This window comes from Loktanella sp. PT4BL (genome assembly GCF_003201935.1).
GTDB lineage: Bacteria > Pseudomonadota > Alphaproteobacteria > Rhodobacterales > Rhodobacteraceae > Yoonia.
In genome coordinates this window covers 1-20,174 of sequence record NZ_QJJL01000016.1, presented here as the reverse complement: position 1 = coordinate 20,174, position 20,174 = coordinate 1, and the positions used below count along the sequence as shown (strand labels likewise).

General features: G+C 55.7%; 22 protein-coding genes and 1 pseudogene. 16 read left to right on the top strand and 7 right to left on the bottom strand.

Annotated elements, in window-relative coordinates:
* Nucleotides 1-824: 824 nt before the first annotated feature.
* A complete protein-coding gene (locus tag C7964_RS19035; protein ID WP_110281143.1) occupies nucleotides 825-2,993 on the top strand; it encodes a PAS domain-containing sensor histidine kinase in 2,169 nt (722 codons plus the stop codon).
* Between the two features lie 161 nt (nucleotides 2,994-3,154).
* On the opposite strand, the gene C7964_RS19030 is transcribed toward C7964_RS19035, so the two are convergent.
* Nucleotides 3,155-3,883, bottom strand: a complete 729-nt coding sequence (locus C7964_RS19030) for a glycosyltransferase family 2 protein (RefSeq protein WP_110281142.1) — start codon at nucleotides 3,881-3,883, stop codon at nucleotides 3,155-3,157.
* A gap of 379 nt (nucleotides 3,884-4,262) precedes the next feature.
* Nucleotides 4,263-5,255, bottom strand: coding sequence for a helix-turn-helix transcriptional regulator (locus C7964_RS19025; protein ID WP_110281141.1), 993 nt, complete (start codon nucleotides 5,253-5,255; stop codon nucleotides 4,263-4,265).
* A gap of 247 nt (nucleotides 5,256-5,502) precedes the next feature.
* On the opposite strand from C7964_RS19025, the gene C7964_RS19020 reads away from it, so the two are divergent.
* The gene (locus tag C7964_RS19020) at nucleotides 5,503-6,099 is read left to right on the top strand and encodes a hypothetical protein (RefSeq protein WP_110281140.1); all 597 of its coding nucleotides are present in this window, start codon (nucleotides 5,503-5,505) and stop codon (nucleotides 6,097-6,099) included.
* Nucleotides 6,100-6,111: 12 nt separating this feature from the next.
* On the opposite strand, the gene C7964_RS19015 is transcribed toward C7964_RS19020, so the two are convergent.
* On the bottom strand, nucleotides 6,112-7,365 hold the full coding sequence (locus tag C7964_RS19015) for a tyrosine-type recombinase/integrase (RefSeq protein ID WP_110281139.1): 1,254 nt from the start codon (nucleotides 7,363-7,365) through the stop codon (nucleotides 6,112-6,114).
* Between the two features lie 599 nt (nucleotides 7,366-7,964).
* On the opposite strand from C7964_RS19015, the gene C7964_RS19010 reads away from it, so the two are divergent.
* From C7964_RS19010 to C7964_RS18985, 6 genes are all read left to right on the top strand, one after another.
* Nucleotides 7,965-8,210, top strand: a complete 246-nt coding sequence (locus C7964_RS19010) for a transcriptional regulator (protein WP_110281138.1) — start codon at nucleotides 7,965-7,967, stop codon at nucleotides 8,208-8,210.
* Nucleotides 8,207-8,485, top strand: a complete 279-nt coding sequence (locus C7964_RS19005) for a hypothetical protein (protein WP_110281137.1) — start codon at nucleotides 8,207-8,209, stop codon at nucleotides 8,483-8,485. The genes C7964_RS19010 and C7964_RS19005 overlap by 4 nt, the downstream gene beginning before the upstream one ends.
* A complete protein-coding gene (locus C7964_RS19000; RefSeq protein ID WP_110281136.1) occupies nucleotides 8,482-8,934 on the top strand; it encodes a VRR-NUC domain-containing protein in 453 nt (150 codons plus the stop codon). The genes C7964_RS19005 and C7964_RS19000 overlap by 4 nt, the downstream gene beginning before the upstream one ends.
* Nucleotides 8,931-9,890 carry a helix-turn-helix domain-containing protein gene (locus C7964_RS18995; RefSeq protein ID WP_110281135.1) on the top strand — a complete coding sequence of 320 codons (960 nt, stop codon included), beginning with the start codon at nucleotides 8,931-8,933 and terminating at the stop codon, nucleotides 9,888-9,890. The genes C7964_RS19000 and C7964_RS18995 overlap by 4 nt, the downstream gene beginning before the upstream one ends.
* Nucleotides 9,887-10,651, top strand: coding sequence for a hypothetical protein (locus C7964_RS18990; protein ID WP_110281134.1), 765 nt, complete (start codon nucleotides 9,887-9,889; stop codon nucleotides 10,649-10,651). Before C7964_RS18995 ends, C7964_RS18990 begins: the two co-directional genes overlap by 4 nt.
* Before the next feature lie 96 nt (nucleotides 10,652-10,747).
* Entirely contained in the window at nucleotides 10,748-11,119 is a 372-nt protein-coding gene (locus C7964_RS18985) for a helix-turn-helix domain-containing protein (RefSeq protein WP_110281133.1), read from the top strand.
* Nucleotides 11,120-11,982: 863 nt separating this feature from the next.
* Here the strand turns inward: C7964_RS18985 and C7964_RS18975 are convergent.
* Nucleotides 11,983-13,002, bottom strand: coding sequence for an IS110 family RNA-guided transposase (locus C7964_RS18975; protein WP_110281131.1), 1,020 nt, complete (start codon nucleotides 13,000-13,002; stop codon nucleotides 11,983-11,985).
* A gap of 100 nt (nucleotides 13,003-13,102) precedes the next feature.
* Here C7964_RS18975 and C7964_RS18970 point away from each other — a divergent pair.
* From C7964_RS18970 to C7964_RS20280, 7 genes and pseudogenes are all read left to right on the top strand, one after another.
* Nucleotides 13,103-14,061, top strand: a protein-coding gene (locus tag C7964_RS18970) for an IS630 family transposase (RefSeq protein WP_220000204.1) whose coding sequence is annotated in 2 segments (ribosomal slippage) — nucleotides 13,103-13,444 and nucleotides 13,447-14,061 — 957 coding nt in all. Because the reading frame shifts where the segments join, the coding sequence is not laid out codon by codon here.
* A gap of 273 nt (nucleotides 14,062-14,334) precedes the next feature.
* Complete coding sequence (locus C7964_RS20295) at nucleotides 14,335-14,592, top strand: LexA family protein (RefSeq protein WP_286164075.1); 258 nt, start codon at nucleotides 14,335-14,337, stop codon at nucleotides 14,590-14,592.
* Complete coding sequence (locus C7964_RS20290; protein ID WP_286164074.1) at nucleotides 14,589-14,738, top strand: LexA family transcriptional regulator; 150 nt, start codon at nucleotides 14,589-14,591, stop codon at nucleotides 14,736-14,738. The genes C7964_RS20295 and C7964_RS20290 overlap by 4 nt, the downstream gene beginning before the upstream one ends.
* Before the next feature lie 50 nt (nucleotides 14,739-14,788).
* Nucleotides 14,789-15,463 (top strand): annotated as a pseudogene (locus C7964_RS18960) (Y-family DNA polymerase); the annotation flags it as partial.
* Nucleotides 15,464-15,493: 30 nt separating this feature from the next.
* Nucleotides 15,494-16,622, top strand: a protein-coding gene (locus C7964_RS18955) for an IS3 family transposase (protein WP_110281130.1) whose coding sequence is annotated in 2 segments (ribosomal slippage) — nucleotides 15,494-15,759 and nucleotides 15,758-16,622 — 1,131 coding nt in all. Because the reading frame shifts where the segments join, the coding sequence is not laid out codon by codon here.
* Between the two features lie 77 nt (nucleotides 16,623-16,699).
* Complete coding sequence (locus C7964_RS20285; protein WP_353652430.1) at nucleotides 16,700-17,083, top strand: DinB/UmuC family translesion DNA polymerase; 384 nt, start codon at nucleotides 16,700-16,702, stop codon at nucleotides 17,081-17,083.
* Nucleotides 17,083-17,232, top strand: coding sequence for a DUF4113 domain-containing protein (locus tag C7964_RS20280; protein ID WP_286164071.1), 150 nt, complete (start codon nucleotides 17,083-17,085; stop codon nucleotides 17,230-17,232). Before C7964_RS20285 ends, C7964_RS20280 begins: the two co-directional genes overlap by 1 nt.
* A 906-nt stretch (nucleotides 17,233-18,138) precedes the next feature.
* On the opposite strand, the gene C7964_RS18940 is transcribed toward C7964_RS20280, so the two are convergent.
* Nucleotides 18,139-18,900 carry a response regulator gene (locus C7964_RS18940; RefSeq protein ID WP_110281128.1) on the bottom strand — a complete coding sequence of 254 codons (762 nt, stop codon included), beginning with the start codon at nucleotides 18,898-18,900 and terminating at the stop codon, nucleotides 18,139-18,141.
* 204 nt (nucleotides 18,901-19,104) lie between these two features.
* Complete coding sequence (locus C7964_RS18935; RefSeq protein WP_110281127.1) at nucleotides 19,105-19,296, bottom strand: hypothetical protein; 192 nt, start codon at nucleotides 19,294-19,296, stop codon at nucleotides 19,105-19,107.
* 319 nt (nucleotides 19,297-19,615) lie between these two features.
* On the opposite strand from C7964_RS18935, the gene C7964_RS18930 reads away from it, so the two are divergent.
* Entirely contained in the window at nucleotides 19,616-19,930 is a 315-nt protein-coding gene (locus tag C7964_RS18930) for a hypothetical protein (protein WP_110281126.1), read from the top strand.
* Between the two features lie 48 nt (nucleotides 19,931-19,978).
* On the opposite strand, the gene C7964_RS18925 is transcribed toward C7964_RS18930, so the two are convergent.
* Nucleotides 19,979-20,174, bottom strand: a 196-nt coding sequence (locus tag C7964_RS18925) for an IS3 family transposase (RefSeq protein WP_146214898.1), incomplete at its 5' end; no start/stop codon positions are given.

Sequence of the window (20,174 nt, the reverse complement as noted above, 5' to 3'; positions counted from 1 at the left end):
GCCATACGCAACCTCCATCTGCTAACGCAGACCTTCTCGCAGGCACCTCACGCGTCAGGAACAGGCCAAATCAATGGGGCGGGGCCGCCGCTTACGGCCAGCTCATCTTGTGTGCTGATGGCGTTTCAGGGGGACTCGTCAAACGTTGACGTGGCGTTGACGTAAACGTGCAAGAAGCCGATGGTACTATGCTACCACCGACTTAAGAATTTGATTTATTTGTTAGATTTGGTTGCGGGAGTAGGATTTGAACCTACGACCTTCAGGTTATGAGCCTATAATCCAACGATTCTAATATATTAGCAAAAACAGTCTTTTAGCCGGCAAGCCTTTGATTTTACAAATTTGCGAACCAGATATTGAACATAATTCACATGTGTTCGCACTCAAAACCCGTCGGAACAAGACGTGCGCTCGTTGACATGGCGTTGACATAAACATTCGGCGCCCACTGCAAGTTAATCGCTTCCAAACTTAGCATTTGCCTAATGATCGCGTGGTTAAGCCGTCGCAACTCTCTTGTTTACCGGCACCAAATGAATGCCGTCGCGTGCAGCCTGGGTACCAGGACGCCGCATATAAGAGAACAGCGCCAATTTGATCTTGCGGGATGTCCGCAATTTCATCCTGTATCGCCTGCAGACCGGTGTTGTGCGACAATCACTGAAAACCCGTTCAGTGATACTGAGTTCGCCATGGATCGTGTACCAATCAAATGTTAAATTTATAAAATCGAAAATGTTTTAAAAGTTTGCGCTGGATCAAGGTTAACCCAATCGGTTTCTGCTACTTGCCCTTGTAACCAAAAAGGAAACCCAAAAGCATTGCTCCTCCTCATCCTGTCGAAAGACCTAAAGCTACGCTTCATTGCTCCTGATGCAACTGCATCGTTCCAGCCGCGTCATGCGCATCTCGATCAGCCAATCGAAGGCGCTGAGGGGCTAATGGCGGTTGACCCGGGCCTCTCGCTCGACTGTCGCTCAGTACTGCGAGGTGGGCAAGCTTCGGTGCGTCAAGTCTCCCCTTTTGGGGGTGAGGGTTACATGCGCCGGATCATGCTGCGAGCGGCATGTGAGGAGCAAGCCGAGGAACTGGTCATAAGTTACGAACCTACGGATTCCGCACAACGGTTGGAGCTGACTGAGGTTCGCAAGAAGTTGGTCGATGCCTTGGACTCGGTCCAAGAGCCATTTGCCTATTATGATAAATATGACTGTCTTGCTCACTACAATCAGGCCTACGCCCGGCTGCATCACAGCAGCGAAGGCGAAATTATCGCAGGCATGCGCTTCGAGGAAATCCTCCGCCGCGACCTTCGAAATGGCCTTATCGGAATTCCTGTTGAGGAACATGAACAGTGGCTGCGCGACCGTATTGCGCAAAGAGAGCACCAGAACTTCGAAAAGGAGATGCGCTTCTCCGATGGGCGCTGGTTTCGTGTCACCGAGCGCTCAAGCGCAGGCGGGTCTTGCGTGCATCTGCTCGTCGATATCACTGACCTCAAGATCGCACAGGTCGGTCTACAACAAGTAATATCCGGGGCGCAGGCCGCCACGTGGACCGTGAATCTCGAGACCGGTGAGAGCGATGTGAATGATCGCTGGATCGAGATGCTTGGCCTGGATAGGCAGGCTGTCAGCTCCCTCGGGTTCAAGGGATGGCGTGCGTTGGTACATCCGGAAGATGTTGCCGCCGCCGAGACAGGATTTCTGCAATGTACGGACGGAACTGCCGCCGCGTTTGAGGTCGAGTACCGCTTGCGTCATCGACTTGGTCATTGGGTCTGGGTGATGGGCCGGGGCGGGGTCTCAGATCACCATGCCGATGGACGCCCGTACAAGATCTCAGGTGTCTTGCTGGACATTTCTGGGCAGAAGCGGCTGGAAGCTGAGCTTGCGATGCAGTCTGCTGCGATTGCCGCGACCGAGGAAGGGATCACGATTACCGATGAAGCAGGCACCATCCTTTTTACGAATCCGGCGCACGCGGCAATGTTCGGACATGACGACCCAGTATCTCTGATCGGTCAGCCTTGGTATAGCCTCTATTCACCGCAGGTCGCAGCAGAATTGGCGGCAAAGGCATTCCCTGCACTCAGAGAGCAAGGCTACTGGGCCGGGCAAGCCGAGGCTCTCCAAGCGAACGGCACGACTTTTGAGCAGGAGCTCAGCCTGACTGAGATACCTGGCGGAAAGATCATTTGCATCAACAGGGACGTGACCTCACGCAATGCGATCGAACGCGAGCGAGTCCAGATCCGTGACCGCATCAAGTTGGCGCAGAGACAGGAAATCATTAACCTTTTGGCCGCAGGCCTGACGCATGATCTGGCTAACTTGATTGGGATCATTTCTTACATCTCTGATCCCGCTCTTGAAGATGTGGGGATCAGGCTTCCCAGATCATTAGAAAATATTCATGCTACGGCGCGACAAGCAATCTCCCTACTGGAGCCGCTTCAGTCTCTTGGCACTGGCAAGCGCGAGACCGAAGAGACTGACCTTGCGGAACTACTTAATGAGGCCGCGGGGATTCTCAAACTCGGCGCAACCCATAACCACAAGATCACGGCCGATGTACCTGACGAACCGATCATCGCAACGGTCGATCCGCTTAAGCCGATGCAAGTTTTGCTGAATCTCGGCTTGAATGGGCGCGATGCCCTAGGCGACGGTAAGCATGAGATTGCACTTTCACTGTCACTCGGCGAGCCCGTCCCGCAGACAGCCGCCCTTGAGGTGGGTGAGATTCCGGACAAACCCTATGCCCTCTTCAGGATCAGCGACACCGGAACCGGAATCACGCCGGAGGTCAGGGCTCGGCTGTGGGAACCACATTTTACCACGAAGGGGAACATGGGGACGGGACTGGGGCTTCCGGTCATCGCGGAGATCGTCCGCGAGACAGGTGGGGCCATCGCGCTGGAAACCACTTCAGGCGTAGGAAGCGTCTTCTATGTCGCGTGGCCACTAGCCTATCCGGACGTACAATAAAGGAAAGCTGGGTAATGTGGTGGTAGGATCGACGCATGAGGTCCCGTCACCCTGTATTGACAGGAGTAAGGCCGTCCAGCCTGCCCGGACCCAATAAGTATCAAGAAATTCCGCCAAGCTCGCCAACCCGGTAGGAATAGAGCGCAACCGCGCTAAGGTCTTTATCGGGTTTCGGCAAAAAGCGCAGGCGTTTCATGGCCGAAGAATGTGATCTCGCCACGGAGGCAGGCATTTTCAACTGCGACGGCAGTCCGGATATTCCGCCGCGTCGCTGTTGAGAGCTCCGGGCCATCAAGTGCTTCGATCAGGAAATCGCGCCAGGCTGTGCGGGGTGGCGAGCCAGCAACATTGTCGCTCCGATTGTCTGCGGATTTGTCCCAAGTGGCACCAATACGAGGCGACCAGAAAACATCACCCAGAAGGGCCAGACGGCCCCAGCCTATTTGGTCTTCGCCAAATCGGAGCCCATCGGGATATCCTTGGCTCTCAATTAGACACCTTTTCCACGTTCCGGCCGTGCTCGACGAGACAATCATGGGCCCGGAACTCATGGTCTCAAAGAAGCAGCCAAGCGGTCCACGATGGTCTGATCCAATTCCAAAACCGTGCTTTTTTGCCGTATGTTCCCGCGAAATCTCCCCCCATGCATCTGCATAGAGCACGGCTTCCAGAAATTCTGCCATCAAAACTAGCATCTCTACCACGTGATGGTTCGCCCAAGTATCATCTGCATTCAGAAACAGGATGACTTCACCACGCGCAGCTTTCCAACATGCGTTGCGGGCAGCGGCGGCGCCTTGGTTTTCCTGTCTGACAAGGTGAAGGACACTTGCGTGATCAAAATCCTCTGCCGCCCGGTCTGCGCGTTTCGCATGATGGCGGGCAGTGATTTCAGCTGATCGTGGGCAGCGATTTCACGGGAAGGCGGGCACCTGTTTCACGCGATCGCGGGCAGTAATTTCATGCGATCATGGGCAGGACTGGCCAACGAACTGCAGTTACTCCGTCTCCTGAAGAACAGGAGGATCGGAATGCCGACAGGACGTTTGACCATGCGCCGTCTACGGCATCTTCAAGCTCCAGACAAACCCGATCGTCAAGTAGAACCCACTTACTGGGGGCAAGGCCGTGTTGCCTGGCAGAACGGACTGCCATTCGCTTTCGGAACGACCAGTTTCGCAGAATCCAGCCCGGCTGACATGGGATGCCACGCAACTGATAGGGTCAGAGCCGACCGATAGAAGCCACGCAAGTCACCGTCAGCCAAGTTCACGGCAACACGCTGATGCGATTGTTCTGCCAGCCCGCCACCATTTCCCGCAGCGCAGGTGGTTCGATGACCTCGACCGCGTCGCCCCACTTATAGAGGTGCCAGGCCATTTCAACCAAGCCACTGGCGTCAAATGATACGATCAACCTTCCATCCTCCTCGTCGATCATCTTCTGCTTTGGGTGGAATTCAAACTCGCGCGCGGTCACTGCGGCTTCTGGGTCAAAACGCCAGACGACACGGCTGTACTCCGCATCCATATGAAACGACCCGAATGCCTGTGCGGCGTAAGTTTCGAGATCGAACCCCTCGTCTTTTACAAACCAGTCAGGTGTGGCCTCAGCAGTGGAAATGCGGTCCATCCTGAACCGGCGGAACTGGTCATCTTTGTGTGGGCCGCGTGCTACCAAATAATGCCGGGTGCCAAGCAGCATACCGTAGGGCTCAACAATCCGCTCACGTGGAGCTGGATCATGTTCCCCTTGGTAGCTGATCGTAACCCGGGACGGCCCTTTTAGCGCAGCGGCAATGACACTTGTAAATTTAGGCGACGTTTTCACCTTAGGACCCGGGCGGCACGCGTAGCCCTGCGCCTCGAGAACCGCTTCCGCATCCACCTCCGCCCGCCGCGCCGTTGCGGCGGGCAGCGTTGCGACAAAGCGTTCACGCAACCCTTGCAACAGCTCGGCCTGCGCGTGCGCGCCGTCACGTGCGGCCCGCCGGGTGCTCATTTCAAGCGCCACCAGTTCATCATCATAAATACCCTGCATGCTGATCAAGGCAATGTCACGCAGCTTCCACCAATGCTGACGACCGCCATACGTGTGTGCGGCAAGAGTTGGGAACACATCCTTTAATGCCTGCACCATGCGCTGTGCTGTTCGTTGGTTCACCTCGAACGCGATGACAATATCTTGCAAGCACACGCCACGATGACGTGCCGCGCACATGTCCGCCAGCCGCAAGAGCTCCTGTGCTTTTCGGTATGACATGGCGTTCCCCCTCTTATCCCTGACAACTTCTGACGTAGCAACTTGCGTAAGCTCTCTCTAGAGGGCGACTCGCTCTATGGTGTTCTTTTGGTTGAGGAATAGTGCCATCACCGATGAGGGGGTGACGTCCAGGCATGCCTTCCCCAATCTACAGCGTAGACGGTGTTTCCCTCTCACCAACGTCCAGGCGGCGCATACCTTTACCAGGTGGCATGCGGCGTCTGCCTAAACAGAGAACGGAACCAAAATGGCATTACCACCCAGAGCCTTCTTCACATTGCACGAAACAGCAACACGATGGGGCTGCACCATTGCCGACCTCGCGGGCTGGGCCAGCGAGGGCAAGCTGGATATAGTGACTGGCATTCCACTGGCCGCATGCGGACCCGACAAGGTGTCCGGCAAGATCAGCATATCACCGATGGACATGCTGCCCCTCTTCAGGCGCAGCGGGACGGGGCCAACCGCCATCCAGCTGATGCGAGTAAAACCTGAACGCACTCGCGACTGGGCTTACGTCACAGAACCCGTCGATGGGGTCAAAGTCTCCGTCGCGGACTTGCTCATCAGCGGCCACGATGTCCTGCGATTTGAGGATGAGCATGATTTATTGCGGCGCGTCGGTGGCGGCACAGGCGCTCTTTCACCCTATGACTGGGAGGGCATGTACGTGGCCTTGACCCGGCGCGTTCACGAACACGGCTTACCGGGAACACAAACAGAGTTGATAGCCGAAATGCAGGACTGGTTTGCCGATGTCGCAGAAAGCGGCGACGTGCCCGACGAAAGCACCATTCGGCGCAGATTGCGGCCGTTCTGGCGCGCGCTGCGCGGTGATGGCTGAACATCAAATATGTCAAGCACGCTTCACATCAGCATCATGGACAATTTTGGGACGCGGGCGGAACATGCCAGCCACCGCATCAACGCCCGCACGCAGGGGTGAGTCCATGAGATGCGCGTAACGCTGGGTCGTTTGCATTTGCGTATGGCCCAGCAGCCTGCCGATCATCTCAAGTGATGCGCCACCGCTAACCAGCAAGGAAGCAAACGTGTGGCGCAAATCATGAATACGGACATCGGGCAGGTTGGCCTCTCGCTGCACATTGATCCAAAACCTGCGGATTTCTTTTACAGGCTGACCGGGAACATCGCCTGGAAACAGCCAAGGGTTATCTTTGGGCACCAAAAGAGCGCGTTGGCGCACGATGGCTGCGACATCTGCAGAAATCGGGATCCGGTGGATCTTGCGCTGCTTGGTTGTGGCGGCAGGTTTTGACCAGATGCCCAGTTCGAGATTGAACTGTTCAAACCGTGCTTGGCGCACCTCACCCACACGGCTGCCGGTCAGCATGCAGATCCGGATGATACCCGCCGCCCGCTGATCCTCGGCTGCGTCCAGTACGGCGGCCAGCCGTCCGATCTCTTCTTGCGACAAGAAGCGTTCACGCGCTGTTTCGACGCGCTTTTTAAACCCCGTGGCCGGGTTGTCCGTGCGCCAGCCCCAGCTGATGGCTAGCGTGAACATCTTGCGCAGCACTTCGCCTACGCGATTAGCCCGGATCGGGGTGGGCTTTGCGCCTTGCAGTTTGCGTGCACGGTTGTTTGGTTTTTCTTTGGACGGGCGGGCCCTGCCCTGCGCTATAATGTTCAGTAATGTGGCAACATCATGCGGCGAGATATCCGCCACCAGCTTGTTGGCCCAATGAGGCGCCACAAGCTTGGTCAGCATCGCACGCTGGTCGGCTGCATTCAGTGGTGCCAGATGTGGCACATGCTCAGCACAATATCGGTCAATCATGTCTTTGAACCTTGGCGCTTCGCGTAGTTTGCTACGATCATACAGCGGATCACGCCCCTCGTCGATTTCTCGACGTAGCTCACGCGCGCGTTCGCGAGCGGCTGTGGCACTCCACTCCGGCCAGCGTCCAATTGCCATCCGGCGCTGGCGACCTGCAAAGCGGTAATCCAACACGAACGACCGAGACCCTGATCGTAAGATACGAATGGAGAGCCCCCGGATCTCGGTGTCGAACACCTGATAATCCCGAACTTCTTGTGCAATCAGGTCTCTCACAGTTTTTTCGTTCAGTCGCAGTCGTTTAACCATGTTTATTTCTCCTACTGCCACAGACACATGCGTAGATAAGCAGACCTATCAAGCGAAGCATGGACCTTTGACCGGCGCATAGGCGGTGACCGGCGGTGATGCACCAAACGCTTGCCGGTCCCTGTAATCATTAATGAATTTCGAGGGGCGCATGTGTCACACCGCCGTGGGGCAGGGTGGACCCGAAGTTAAGAGCGGCCAAACGACAGGCGTAGCGGCCAATTTGGTACGAGCCGGAGTGTTTAATACCCAGATTTTTGTAAATCTTGTTTAATATCAATGACCGGCAAGGGTCTGAACACCTTGCCGGTTGGTTCAGTGCCGATGGATAGCCGCCAAACCACGTGAAAAAAGGCCAAAGCTTGTAAATCGGTTGTGAACGCAGCGCGCGATGACATCGCGAGGCCTCCGGTACTCCTGATTTGTCACAGCGAGATTATTGCGCCGAAACGGTCGAACTCCATAAAACTCAATAATATCAATGACCGGCAAGCATCTGGCGCATCACCGCCGGTCAGTGCCTTCCCGCCACCCCTTCGTCTCTGCGTTTCTTGAGGCCTGCAATCCGTCCGGTTCGGGCGACAAACAAGAGACAGACGATGACACAACAAAGAACGCCTATGCGTCCCACCAACGCAAAGCTCTTGAGCGGCTGGATCAGCCGACTGGACCTTGCGCTTGAATTCGGTGTGACAGTCGAAACCCTGCGTCGCTGGGAGGGCCTGCGATTTGGTCCGCCCTGCGTGCGTGCCGGGCGCAAAGTTTATTACCGGCGCGATGCGGTTCAGGACTGGCTGACACAGCAGGAGATGCCGAACCCGCGGCGCACGGGGGGACGCCGATGAGCATCCCCCTGCCCTTCCGGCAACGGAGCCGGCGCGCTGAACGCGATGAGGCGCGCGCGGACTGGATTGACGAGCGGCGGCGCGAGGCCCGCATCGTCGTGGCCGATGTCATTCACCATTCCGACCATCTGCTGCGCATCGCCTGCAATGTCCTGGTCCGCCATGGCGAGACACCCGAGGAACGCGAGGACGCGCGGATCTTGCTGGTCGTGCTGGAGGCCAAGACCCCGGGGCACAGCAAGCATCACAGTCAGGACCCGGAGGTGGAGCGATGAAGCGGCGTGGAACACCCGAAGCGGATCTGCAGCGTGCCGTTGTGGTCGCCTTGCGCTTTGCCCTGCCCAAGGGGGCCATCGTGCATCACTGTGCCAATGAGGTCACCGAAGCAGGCCCCCGCGGTGCGCGGCGTCAGGCGATCCTGGTTGGCATGGGCGTGCATCCCGGCTTTGCCGATCTCATTGTTCTTTGTGACGGGCGCGTGCTGTTTCTGGAGCTGAAGAGTGCCAAAGGTCGGCTCAGCCCCGCACAGGAAGGGTTTCGGGATGCCGTGCTGGCGCAGGGCTTTGGCTGGGCGCTGGTACATAGCCTCGACGATGCGCTGGGCGCGCTGGCCGATCATGGCTTCACCACGCGTGTGGTGCAAACAGGTACATCGGAGGCCCAACGCGATACAGGGGCTGGGCACGATGGTGTGGGTTCCTCAGCGCGGAGGGCCACGTCATGAGCCATGCCGCCACCAACTGGGCCATCCAGCGCCGCGGGCTCAAGCCCACCACCAAGATCGTGCTCTGGCATTTGTGTGATCGCTTCAATCCCGACTACGGCTGTTTCCCCTCCCAAGCGCGGCTAGCGCATGATTGCGAGATCAGTCGCTCGACCTTGAATGATCATCTTGGTCAGCTGGAAGCGGCGGGATTGTTGCGTCGTGTGCCGCGCATTCACCCTGCAACCAAACGGCAGATGCCCACACGCTACATCTTGGGGTTCGAGCCTGGCTTTACCCCGCATGATCCGAACCCGTGTCCAGAAATCGGACATGGCGTATTGCCATTGGAAGGGACAGCTTCAAGGGACCAGAATTGTCGCGCGGAACTGGCTCATCAGCAGGACCCGTGTCCGGAAAATGGCAAAAGCCGTGTCCGAAATCCGGACACTAACCTTGTAAGAGAACCTTTAAGGGAACCAGTAAAGGAGGAGGAGGACGCGCGAGATTCAGATTTTGAGATTTTCTTTGGCAAACTGCTCGGGGCGTTGGGCTTTGACGCCAACGCCGGCCTGCCCGCATGGTGGCAGGGCTGGCCTGCCCGGCAGCACGTGCGTCGCTGGATCGATGATCTTGGGCTTTCCAAGGCTGGGATCATCGAAGTTGCCACTGAGACGCGTCGCGATCATCCCAATCCACCCGATGGTCCGAAAGCCCTGGATCGTTTCATGGAACGGGCAGCCCAGCGCGACGCACAAGCAACAGCGGCCAGTGGCAGCAGAACGCGCGTCAAAGGTGGCCACAGACGGCAGAAGGCGCCACCAGTCAGTCCAGATGAGCTGGCAGCATTCTACGCGGCCAAGGTCAACTCCGACGCATACCTGCCTCCCAGCATGATTAGCAACGCCATATGCGGGGCGATGCTGGAGCGGGGGCTGGTGACCACCGAGCAGCTGCGCGCGCGAGGTCTGCTATGAGCAAGTTTGATCGCAAGCTGCATGGGCCTGGTAAGCGCTCTCCCCAGGCAAGTCAGCAGTCAGCAGCGCGACATAGTAGCCCAAAGCGGTTGATGGGCGTGCAGCAAGCGCTGGAATGGGCCTTCCGGGTCGAGAAAGCCCAGCTGGAGTTGCCCCCAAGACAGGACGCCGATGCGGAAAGCCGCGGCTTCGGGTTGGAGTATGTACTGATGCAACGCGCCGTATTGGGCTGCAAGGTCGATGGCGGTCAGCACAAAAGCGGCAGCTACACCCATCCGGACGCCGAGGTCATCGCGGCCACCGTGGCCGGATTGCCCGACAGTCTTGGTGGGATCCGCATGGCCCTGCGTGTGGCAGAGCTGGCCCGGGCGGGAATGACGCCTGACTGGATGCCAGGTGCGGTGCCGCGATGCGTGCCCCGCGATATCCATCAAAACCGCTACGGCAAACGCGCCGCGACCGAAGTGGTCGGCACCGCACGCGTCATGGTTCGCGGCAAGTGGCGGACAGTCGATGTACTGGCCTGTCCGGTCACGTGGCGGCCGCATCCGGAGCAGATCGCATCAGCGCGACGTGACTATGACGACTGGTGGGCCGCACTGGACTGGGTGCGCGATGGGTTGGTCACTGGCGGGATGTTGAGGGAGGTGGAGGTAACAACGGGGATGCCAAAGGTGCGGCCTTGGGAGAAGCAAACGCAGCTCGCGCCAATTAAACACGCATCCAGAGGGTCGTTAGCGACATGCCGCACACAACCCTAAATCGAAAGATAGGCAGTACAACAATCAGAAACATGGCGCTGTGTTTGGCAACAATGTTTAAATTGCACACTTCTGTTAAAGTATGGAAAGCATCCGATGAGCTATCCCGTCGACATCCACGTTGGAAATCGCATCCGTCAACGTCGACTACTGCTTAATAAGACCCAGCAGCAAGTGTCAGACCAGGTTGGTGTGAAGTCCCAGCAGTTGCAAAAATACGAAACCGGCAAAAACCGTGTCAGCGCGTCTCGCCTTTGGCAAATCGCAAAGGTCCTGGACGTGCCTGTATCATTTTTCTTTGACGGGCTGGATCATCAGCCCACAGCTGGCATCGCGTTAGCAGATCTGCCTTTAGATATCCTCAACGACAAAGAAGCCCTGGAACTCTTGCGCGCCTACTACTGGACACCCGAACATCAACGACGCTGCTTGTTCGATCTAGCCAGAACCTTGGGCACATTTGATTAATTTTCCCACAATATCCCTTTTGACTTCGTGGCTTCGGCGATGGAGATTTTCAGTTGCAGCCGGTGGAACAAATGCTGAAATAGTCGGAGAGGATGTTGATCGCTACGAATTTTCTTCGCCAACTGAGATTGACATCACGTCTGAGCCCAACATGTTAACTGTATTCCAGCTGGCGCTCGAGGAAGTGCCTGCGGGGACCTGGATCATTTTTCATCGCGGGTTCGCAACACGCGGCACCCGCGCCGTTCAGGTTGCGATGAAGGAACAACAGTCTGGCAAAGTTACGTTACTACAGAGACGCATCAAACATGGCAGTAAGTTCCAGTTCGAATACATAGCTGTGAAGCGATCAAAACCGAGGGTTTGAAGGCAACTGGCAGTCTTTGGCCTGCAACTATGGCTTGGCGACAGCGCTGATCTCGCACTGCAGGGATAACGTTGCTTTGGCTGAATAAAACACAAATTTCTCCCTGTAGATTTGTTCTTGAGAGGAACAACAGGGAATAGCGCACCTAATAGGCTATGAACTCCATAGAGTTTGTCGTCAAAACTGACCTTAAAGCGGTTCCAGCTTTCACTGAATCAAAGGGGATTCACAGCGGGCTGTTTTTCTGATTCATATGTGGACGCCGCCTTTGGCAAGGGTTGATTTTGTCCTGTTGCGGTGATCGGTTGCTTTCATATGTCCGGCCTGTTTGTGCAGCTTGAAACGATCTGCTGGCCCTGATGGAAATCCGCTGGAGAGGTCCCTAATCAACCTGGCGCGCTTGTGAGGCGCGGTGAATCAGACGGGTTTGTCTCGCCGTTGGCTCGATCGTTACGCATCATTGACTGCCTTTGCCAATTCGGATCGGGCTGCGCGCTTAGGCGGCAAGCCCATAAGGTCTATATGTTTCTCCTCGGATGAGTACCACCCATGCGATGCGCGCCAGTTTGTTTGCAAGAGCCACAGATACAAGCCGGAATGGCTTTTTCTCCAGCAAGTTATTGACCCAGTCTGTCATGGGTGTTGGATTGCGCTTCGCGTGCCGCATGACGGCGGTCGCCCCTACAACAAGCAATCTTCGCAGATATCGATCGCCTTGTTTCGAGATGCCGCCTAAACGGGTTTTGCCACCTGTTGAGTGCTGTTTCGGGGTCAGCCCGAGCCAAGCCGCAAATTGCCTTCCCGAGCTGAATTGGTCGGGGTCAGTCACGGTGGCGGCGAGGGCGGTTGCTGTGATCACGCCGATACCAGGGATAGCTGCAAGTCTTCGGCTTGCTTTGTTGCTGGCGTGCCAGGCCTTCAGTTCTTGGTCGAGCGCACAGATCTCGTCGGTCAACTCAGCCATGCGCCGGATCAGGATTTCAAGGGCTCTGTGGGCGTAAGGTGGCAGTGTTGCATCTGCAAAAGCTTTATCAGCCACCTTCACAAGATTTGCGATGCCGGGATTTGCGACCAGCCCAAACTCCGCCAAGTGCGCCCGCAGCGCATTCGCAGCCATGGTTCTCTGGCGCACAATCAGCGCCCGGGTTCTATGTGCCATCAGAATGCTTTGCTGTTCGACCGTCTTCATAGGGACGAACCGCATCGTGGGGCGCCCCACTGCCTCACAGATTGCCTCGGCATCAATCGCATCGCTTTTTCCACGCTTCACGTACCCTTTGACGTATGAAGGCGGCATGATCCGAACGTCATGTCCCATCGCACTCAACGTGCGCGCCCAATGATGTGCTGTGGCACACGCCTCCACACCGATCAGACAGGGCGGTAATTTCGAGAAGAAGGGGATCATCTGCTTGCGGTGAAGCTTCTTGACCAGAACCGCATCGCCCGCTTCGTCGATGCCGTGAGCCTGAAAAACGCTTTTCGCCAGATCAAGGCCGATTGTTTTGATGTGCATTTGGTACACTCCTTTTTTGCTGCACTCAGTTGCAGCACCATTCTAAGCACTGCGCTGGCAGCGGCGTCCACATCATCATCCTTTTCAGGAGGATCAGATCATGCCCAACCCGCTTTCTGCCGATATTCGAGCCCGTTTTGAGGTGCTCTTTGGCCAAGGTCTGACAGGTCGAGAGATCGGTCGTCGATTGATGATTTCTGCGGCATCGGCGTCGCGCCTTTCTCAAAAGCTCAAGCAGGGGCTGGGCCTGACGCCAGCCGATAACCCGCGCAACACCGGTTATGGAAGGCTCGCCCCCTACCATGACTTTCTGGTCGAGTTGATCCATCAAGACCCAGACATCACGCTCAAGGAACTTCAGGGTGCTCTTGCGGATGCGCATGACGTGACCGCGTCTGTCTCCGGCATCGATCAAGCCCTCAAGCGGTTGGGTTATACGTATAAAAAAAGAGCCTCATTGCGGATGAACGCAAGCGCGCAAGGGTAAAGCGCGCGCGAGCTGATTGGTTTGCACATCGTGTCCCTGCGATCAGCGCAATGCCTGAACGCGTTGTGTTCATTGACGAAACATCGGTCAAAACCAATCTGACGCGGATACGCGGTCGCTCCATGCGCGGCACAAGGCTGACAGCATCCGCTCCTTTTGGATCATGGGGGACCCAGACCCTGATTGCTGGCTTGGGTCCATCCGATCTGGTCGCACCCTGGGTCATCAAGGGAGCAATGGACGGCCCAGCCTTTGTCGCTTACATCCGTAACGTGCTGATACCCGAGATCGAACCCGGTACCGCCGTCGTCCTCGACAACCTGGCCACCCATCGCAACAAAGAAGCCGAGGTGCTCCTGCGCGCTCACGGTTGCTGGTTCCTGTTTTTGCCGCCCTATAGCCCGGACCTGAACCCCATAGAAATGGCGGTCTCAAAACTCAAAGCCCACCTGAGACCCATTGGAGCGCGGTCATTCACTGGACTGTTCGAAGCCCTCAGTGAAATCTGTGATCTCTACACACCTCAGGAATGCTGGAACTACTTTTGCGAGGCCGGGTATGCTTCTACATAAACTGGAAACGCTTTAGCCCAAACAACCTTCATTTGCCCACGTCCTACAGATAGACTGACATAGGATGCTTCGGACTGAAATCTGAGATCTCGAGCACACTAAACATATCCGTTCTTGGCCGATTACTTCACACTGTGCGACCAGACCGCGCGGGCTGGCGCAGGCTTCAGGCGCATTTCTTGACACCGCACCGTCAAACAGTCGACCAATCGGAACATAAAGTGAACACATAGAGAAGCGCAGATGCCAGTTTTTCCGCTAGAAGCCCCAATTATGGCAAAGAGCAATGTGATCCCCGTTGCTTTGCTGCGCGTCAGTGCCAGCTTTCCGTCACCGGCAGGAGATGACCTTGAGGATGAAATCGACCCGATCGCCTGGGTCGTGCGGCACCCTGGATCAACATTCTGGTGGCGTGTTGAAGGCGATTGCCGGTGGGACGTCGGAATTCGTGATGGCGACTTTATTGCCGTTGATCGCGCGGGCAAGCGGCGGTTGGGGCGAGCGGTGCTCACGGTCGTCGAGGCGCAGTGACCGCGAAGATCCTGCGTAAGCGCAATGGGAAGTTCTATCTCGCGCCAGCAAACAGTCGAGAGGCTTTCCCTGATATTGAGCTGAACGAGGATAGCGAGTTCTGGGGTGTGATCGCCGGGGTGGTGCGGCGGTATCATCTCGCGTAACGCGGCCTATCGCGATCAGCGACAGCGCAAATTTCTAAGTTAGCGCCGAGCGGATCTTTGACCCAACCCTGACCGGCGTGCCAGTGATCGTTCTATCCAACAACGATGGCTGCGCCGTCGCGCGCAGTGACGAGGCCAAGGCGCTGGGCATCAAGATGGTTGAACCCCTCCACCTTGTTCGCGACAAGGTCGATGCGCATGGCGTGCGAGTGTTTTCATCCAACTTCACGCTCTATGGTATAAGTCGTCGGGTGGTCGAGGTCTATGAAGACTATACGCCAAACGTGGAGATCTACTCGATTGATGAATGCTTTCTGGACTTCGGAGGTATCAAGGATCGCACCATTCACGCAAAGTCGATGCGGCGCGACGTGCTGCGCCGCGTTGGTGTGCCGGTCCGGGTTGGAATTGCAGCGACCAAGACGCTTGCCAAATGCGCCAACGATATAGTCAAGAAGAACCCGATCTTTGGAGGCGTGCTCGATATAATGGATCCGACACTGAGTTCTTGGTTATTACCACTTGTTCCAGTTGGGGACATCGGGGGAATTGGCCAGAAGACCACAGCAAAACTAAAAGGGATAGGCGTTGGCACTGCGTCAGAATTGCGTGACATGCCGCTGCGCCAGGCGCGCGCGCTGGGCACAGTAGTGCTCGAACTCACAGTTCTGGAGTTGCAGGGCGAGCCATGCTGGACCTGTCACGGTTTGATGCCGCTCCTTTGATAGCATTTACTGCAACAAAGGAGATTGACTATGGGACTGAAACGGACGGACGAATTTCGCCAAGATGCAGTGCGGATCGCGCTGACCAGCGGGTTAACGCGTAAGCAGGTGGCGGATGATCTTGGCGTCGGTATGTCGACGCTGAACAAATGGATCACCGCGCACAGAGACACAGACGTGGTGTCAAAAGAGGATTTAAGCCTCGCCCAAGAGAATGACCGGCTTCGGCGCGAGGTTCGCATCCTCAAGGAGGAGCGGGACATCCTAAAAAAAGCAACGCAGTTCTTCGCGAGCCAAAGCCGTGAGGTTTAGGTTCGTGGAAGAACACCGGGATGCGTTTCCGGCAGCGCGCCTGTGTCAGGTTATGGATGTCAGCATGCGCGGTTTGCGGGCTTTCCGCAGTCGGCCAGCCAGCCGCAGGCAGCGGTCCGATCTGGTGACGCTGGCACATATCAAAGAACAGTCTCGTCTCAGCCTGGGCAGCTACGGCAGGCCGCGGATGACGGAAGAGCTGAAGGAGATCGGCTTGGATGTCGGGCACCGCCGTGTTGGCAGATTGATGCGTCAGAATGGCATATCTGTTGTGAGAACACGCAAACATAAGGTGACGACCGACAGCGATCACAAGTTCAACATTGCGCCCAACCTATTGGATCGGAACTTCACTGCGGATCACCCAAACCAGAAATGGGCCGGTGACATCAGCTATGTCTGGACGCGCGAGGGCTGGTTGTATCTGGCCGTGATCTTGGATCTGCATTCCCGACGCGTCATCGGCTGGGCTGTGAGTAACCGCATGAAACGTGACCTCGCGATCCGGGCGTTGGAGATGGCCATCGCGTTCCGGCAACCACCCAAAGGCTGCATTCATCACACGGATCGTGGGTCGCAATATTGTTCACACGACTACCAGAAACGCCTGCGCCAGCACGGGTTCAAGGTATCGATGAGCGGCAAGGGCAATTGCTATGATAACGCGGCGGTCGAGACGTTCTTCAAGACCATCAAAGCAGAGCTGATCTGGCGGCATCCTTGGGAGACAAGGCGCAAGGCTGAGATGGCGATCTTTGAATACATAAACGGGTTCTACAATCCGCGCCGCCGCCACTCAGCATTGGGTTGGAAAAGCCCTGTCGCTTTCGAGCGAAAGGTGGCTTAAACGAGCACTTGGGGCGGCACAAAAGCGCGACAGGTCCATGCATCGCGTCTGATGACGTGGAGCCTCAGCGAAAGGGCATGGCAGTTACTCGTTCATCCGGCGTGCCGATGAAGGACATCGACACATTGTTCCAAGCCATCACGGCACATGCAACGCGCGCCGCTGAAAAGCTGCGGCAACACGGGCTGGTAGCCAGGACGCTAACCGTCTTCTTCCACACGAACCGGCATCGCTCTGATCGGCCGCACTATGCCGTGTCACGTTCAACATGTTTGCCCCCATGTCCTCTGACACGTTCGAACTGGTTGCTGCTGCCAAACGGTGTGCCAAAGTTGCTTGGCCCAAGAGAGATAACCAGACATGCGGCTTCACCAAAGCAGGGATTATACTGGACGATCTGCTACCACTGGAAGATCGGCCAAGGACGCTCTTCAATGTGCCGAAAGGATCGCCAGCATTGATGACGGCGCTTGATGCTGTGAACACCCGGTTCGGCAAGAAGACCTTGGTTCTTGGGAGTGAGGGGATGTCGCGCTCCTGGCAGTTGCGCGCAAATCACCGCAGCCCACGCTACACAACGCGGATCTCGGATCTGCCAGTGGTGAGGTGACGCACGGGCGGGCAAATCCAGCATGGTTGCTCCCACACAATTTATAGCTGAAGCTTTTAGCGCGCCATTTCGCTCGTTTCAGGATGGTTTTGTGGGCGTTGCCGGTCAGGCGCCCACTCCCGCAACGAAAACTGAACCCATGGTTTCAATATCTCCACGAGGACACTCATCCTTGGGCAGCCCGAATACCTAAGGCAAGCTGGCAACCGTTTGGTTTCAGAGTGAGGCAATCCGCTTTATAGTACCCTAATCGGCGACGCATTCCTCTCAGATGCGCCGCCGATGCCACGCTGCAAAGAGCGACATGAAACGCTCCACCTGAGCGCGGCTACCCAGGAACTTTTTTCGTGTCAGATTAATAGCGGCACGATCGCCTGAGTTAAAAAGCTATCACGGGTTTGTGATTGAGCAATGCGAACTTAAGTGCTCAGCCCCATCCAAAAAGATAGGACAGCTTATATGACCTTGAGCTTCGCAATCGACTTCATCGAAATGAGACCGATAACAGATCAGCACCCCGATGCGGGCGGATGCAAAGGCGCTTTGCGCCCATCATTGGTGCAAGCAAAATTACAGATTTGATCGAATTGCGGCGGTTGGCTTTACGCGGCAAAAAGACAACGAATGAACAGCGTCGATGCACGCACCGGTCCCCGGGAGGGTGAGGATAATATTCCGGCCACGCCGGAGGACCCGATCAGCAGCTCTGGCGGTCTCTTGATCCTCGGCAATCACAGACTACAGTGGGGAGACATTACGGTTGCCACCAATATCGTGCGGCCGCTCGGGACGGTGAAACTCTGCTGATGGTGAGGCAACAAGCGACCTTTCAGTGCCGCTAGCTGTAGCTCTGCCCTTGCAATCGCAAGCAAACATTCCCCACCAAATCCTGCACAAGCCCTATCGTCAGTCGGAATTGGCCGAGGCGCTATTTGACCTGACCGGATCCGCACAAGGAGTCACATCGCAGGTGAAGGAATAACCCATACCGCGAATCGTCGTGATCAATCTGGGCGATGCTGGGTTGCGTTCAACTTTCTTGCGCAAACGGGCAATCTGGTTGTCGATGGTGCGATCCATCGGGGCATAGGAACTCCCCTTCGTCAGATCCATCAACTGTTCGCGCGACAACACGCGTTTGGGCCGCATCAGAAATGCAATAAGAAGCTTGAATTCATCGCTTGTCACATCAACCCATTCGCCGTCCCGATCAAGCAGTTTCATCTCATCGGGAATGACTCGCATCCCGTCAAACTTCCAGCAAACGGTCGCCGCTGCAACTTTCGGCGGTAGCACAATGCCGGGCGAGCGACGCAGGACGGATTTGACGCGGGCCAGAACCTCTCGCAGGTGAAAGGGCTTGGTAATATAGTCATCGGCACCTATTTCGAGACCCACGACACGGTCGATCACATCATCCTTTGCCGTCACCATGATGATCGGAACGGTCGAGGTTTTCCGGATCGTCTTCGCGACGTCAAGTCCATCATCGGTGCCAAGGTTCAGATCAAGTGTCACCAAATCGACCGGGCCAGCCGCAAGTGCCGCAAGCACAGTCTTATTGTCATGCGCTTCTCGGACCTTCCTACACTCGACTTCAAAACAGCGTCGCAGCAGATTTCGGATCTTGGGGTCATCATCAATGACTAGAATAACAGCATTCTTCATGAAGCGCCCCCGCTCATGTGTCACAATGGTATTTAATCGGATGCTAACATCACAACACCTGCGACTTCAGCGTAACCTTTGTGCCAGTATGTGTCACTGACGACATAATGTAATACGTTTTCGTCTCTTGCAAAACACTAGCTGCAGTGATTTTTGCCATATATTCGCGTTAATTTTAAGACACGTTCATCCGTTTTGTTGTGCTCAGTCATGAACTTGATCGGAAAGATTTTTCGCTAACTCTTGGGCAGCACCAAGTACCGCTAGAAGTTCGTTCTGATAATCAAAATCGTCGCGAGATTCGGGGAAGAGGTAAATCAAAACGTCGATTAGATTACATAGTTGCCGCAAGCCAGCTTGAACCTTCACCATATCAATATCTGCCTTGGTATACATAGGAGTCATCCCTAAACACAATGCTAAGGTGTAATGTATCTTAATGAGACAAAAAGTCAATAATTATATTATCTTTTGATATTTTATAGTATCGATATGATACATAAGTCATCGTTGGCTTAGGCGCTTCACACCTGCCTTCGTCCACGAAATCCACCATAGCGTTAAGTCTTTGATTCAAATCTTACCCTAAGGAGATCTGCAGTTGGGGAAATCTAGGTCGACGTGATCTAAAAGAAGATTTATGATTTTGACTTGGAAAGCCATAAGGCATCCATAAACATGAAACACGTCAGCTACCGTCAGAGGTATCGAAGCCTTGAACAAACAGATCAATAGAAAAAGAGTATTCGTTGCTTTTGCGAAGCTGCATTTTGTACTCCGCGAACTTCAGAGCGATCTTGGTATCGAAGATCTTTCAAAGCCAGAACTCGATATACTTTCTGTTGCTATCCAGCTGGCGAAGGACGAGGCAACTTTCTCTTCCAGCGAGATCGTGGGGTACCCACTGTTGCAACAACACGGAAGAGCAACTGTATACCGCGCAATCAGTTCTTTGGAAGATCGCGGGTTTTTCGCACCTGAACAAACGGGAGCTAAGCACTCTTACACACTGGACTTGGAAACCAACTAACGACTTTGCTGAATCGCCCCGGTTTTATCGGAGACCTATAGCTTCATTTCACGCGACCATATCGAGCACGTCGCGCTGTGCATAGAAGTTCTCTTCGGCTTCAGCTGGCGGGATGTTTCCGATGGGTCCAAGCAGGCGCCGGTTGTTGAACCAATCGACCCAGCCGAGGGTGGCCATTTCCAGATCCTGCATGTTGCGCCACGGTCCCTGACGATGAACCAGCTCGGTTTTGTAGAGACCGTTT

Excerpts from the sequence above, each read along its gene's own strand:
- C7964_RS19025 (WP_110281141.1), bottom strand. The coding sequence starts at position 5,255 with ATGTCATACCGAAAAGCACAGGAGCTCTTGCGGCTGGCGGACATGTGC.
- C7964_RS19020 (WP_110281140.1), top strand. The coding sequence starts at position 5,503 with ATGGCATTACCACCCAGAGCCTTCTTCACATTGCACGAAACAGCAACA.
- C7964_RS19015 (WP_110281139.1), bottom strand. The coding sequence starts at position 7,365 with ATGGTTAAACGACTGCGACTGAACGAAAAAACTGTGAGAGACCTGATT.
- C7964_RS19010 (WP_110281138.1), top strand. The coding sequence starts at position 7,965 with ATGACACAACAAAGAACGCCTATGCGTCCCACCAACGCAAAGCTCTTG.
- C7964_RS19005 (WP_110281137.1), top strand. The coding sequence starts at position 8,207 with ATGAGCATCCCCCTGCCCTTCCGGCAACGGAGCCGGCGCGCTGAACGC.
- C7964_RS19000 (WP_110281136.1), top strand. The coding sequence starts at position 8,482 with ATGAAGCGGCGTGGAACACCCGAAGCGGATCTGCAGCGTGCCGTTGTG.
- C7964_RS18995 (WP_110281135.1), top strand. The coding sequence starts at position 8,931 with ATGAGCCATGCCGCCACCAACTGGGCCATCCAGCGCCGCGGGCTCAAG.
- C7964_RS18990 (WP_110281134.1), top strand. The coding sequence starts at position 9,887 with ATGAGCAAGTTTGATCGCAAGCTGCATGGGCCTGGTAAGCGCTCTCCC.
- C7964_RS18985 (WP_110281133.1), top strand. The coding sequence starts at position 10,748 with ATGAGCTATCCCGTCGACATCCACGTTGGAAATCGCATCCGTCAACGT.
- C7964_RS18975 (WP_110281131.1), bottom strand. The coding sequence starts at position 13,002 with ATGCACATCAAAACAATCGGCCTTGATCTGGCGAAAAGCGTTTTTCAG.
- C7964_RS20295 (WP_286164075.1), top strand. The coding sequence starts at position 14,335 with ATGGCAAAGAGCAATGTGATCCCCGTTGCTTTGCTGCGCGTCAGTGCC.
- C7964_RS20285 (WP_353652430.1), top strand. The coding sequence starts at position 16,700 with ATGGCAGTTACTCGTTCATCCGGCGTGCCGATGAAGGACATCGACACA.
- C7964_RS20280 (WP_286164071.1), top strand. The coding sequence starts at position 17,083 with ATGACGGCGCTTGATGCTGTGAACACCCGGTTCGGCAAGAAGACCTTG.
- C7964_RS18940 (WP_110281128.1), bottom strand. The coding sequence starts at position 18,900 with ATGAAGAATGCTGTTATTCTAGTCATTGATGATGACCCCAAGATCCGA.
- C7964_RS18935 (WP_110281127.1), bottom strand. The coding sequence starts at position 19,296 with ATGTATACCAAGGCAGATATTGATATGGTGAAGGTTCAAGCTGGCTTG.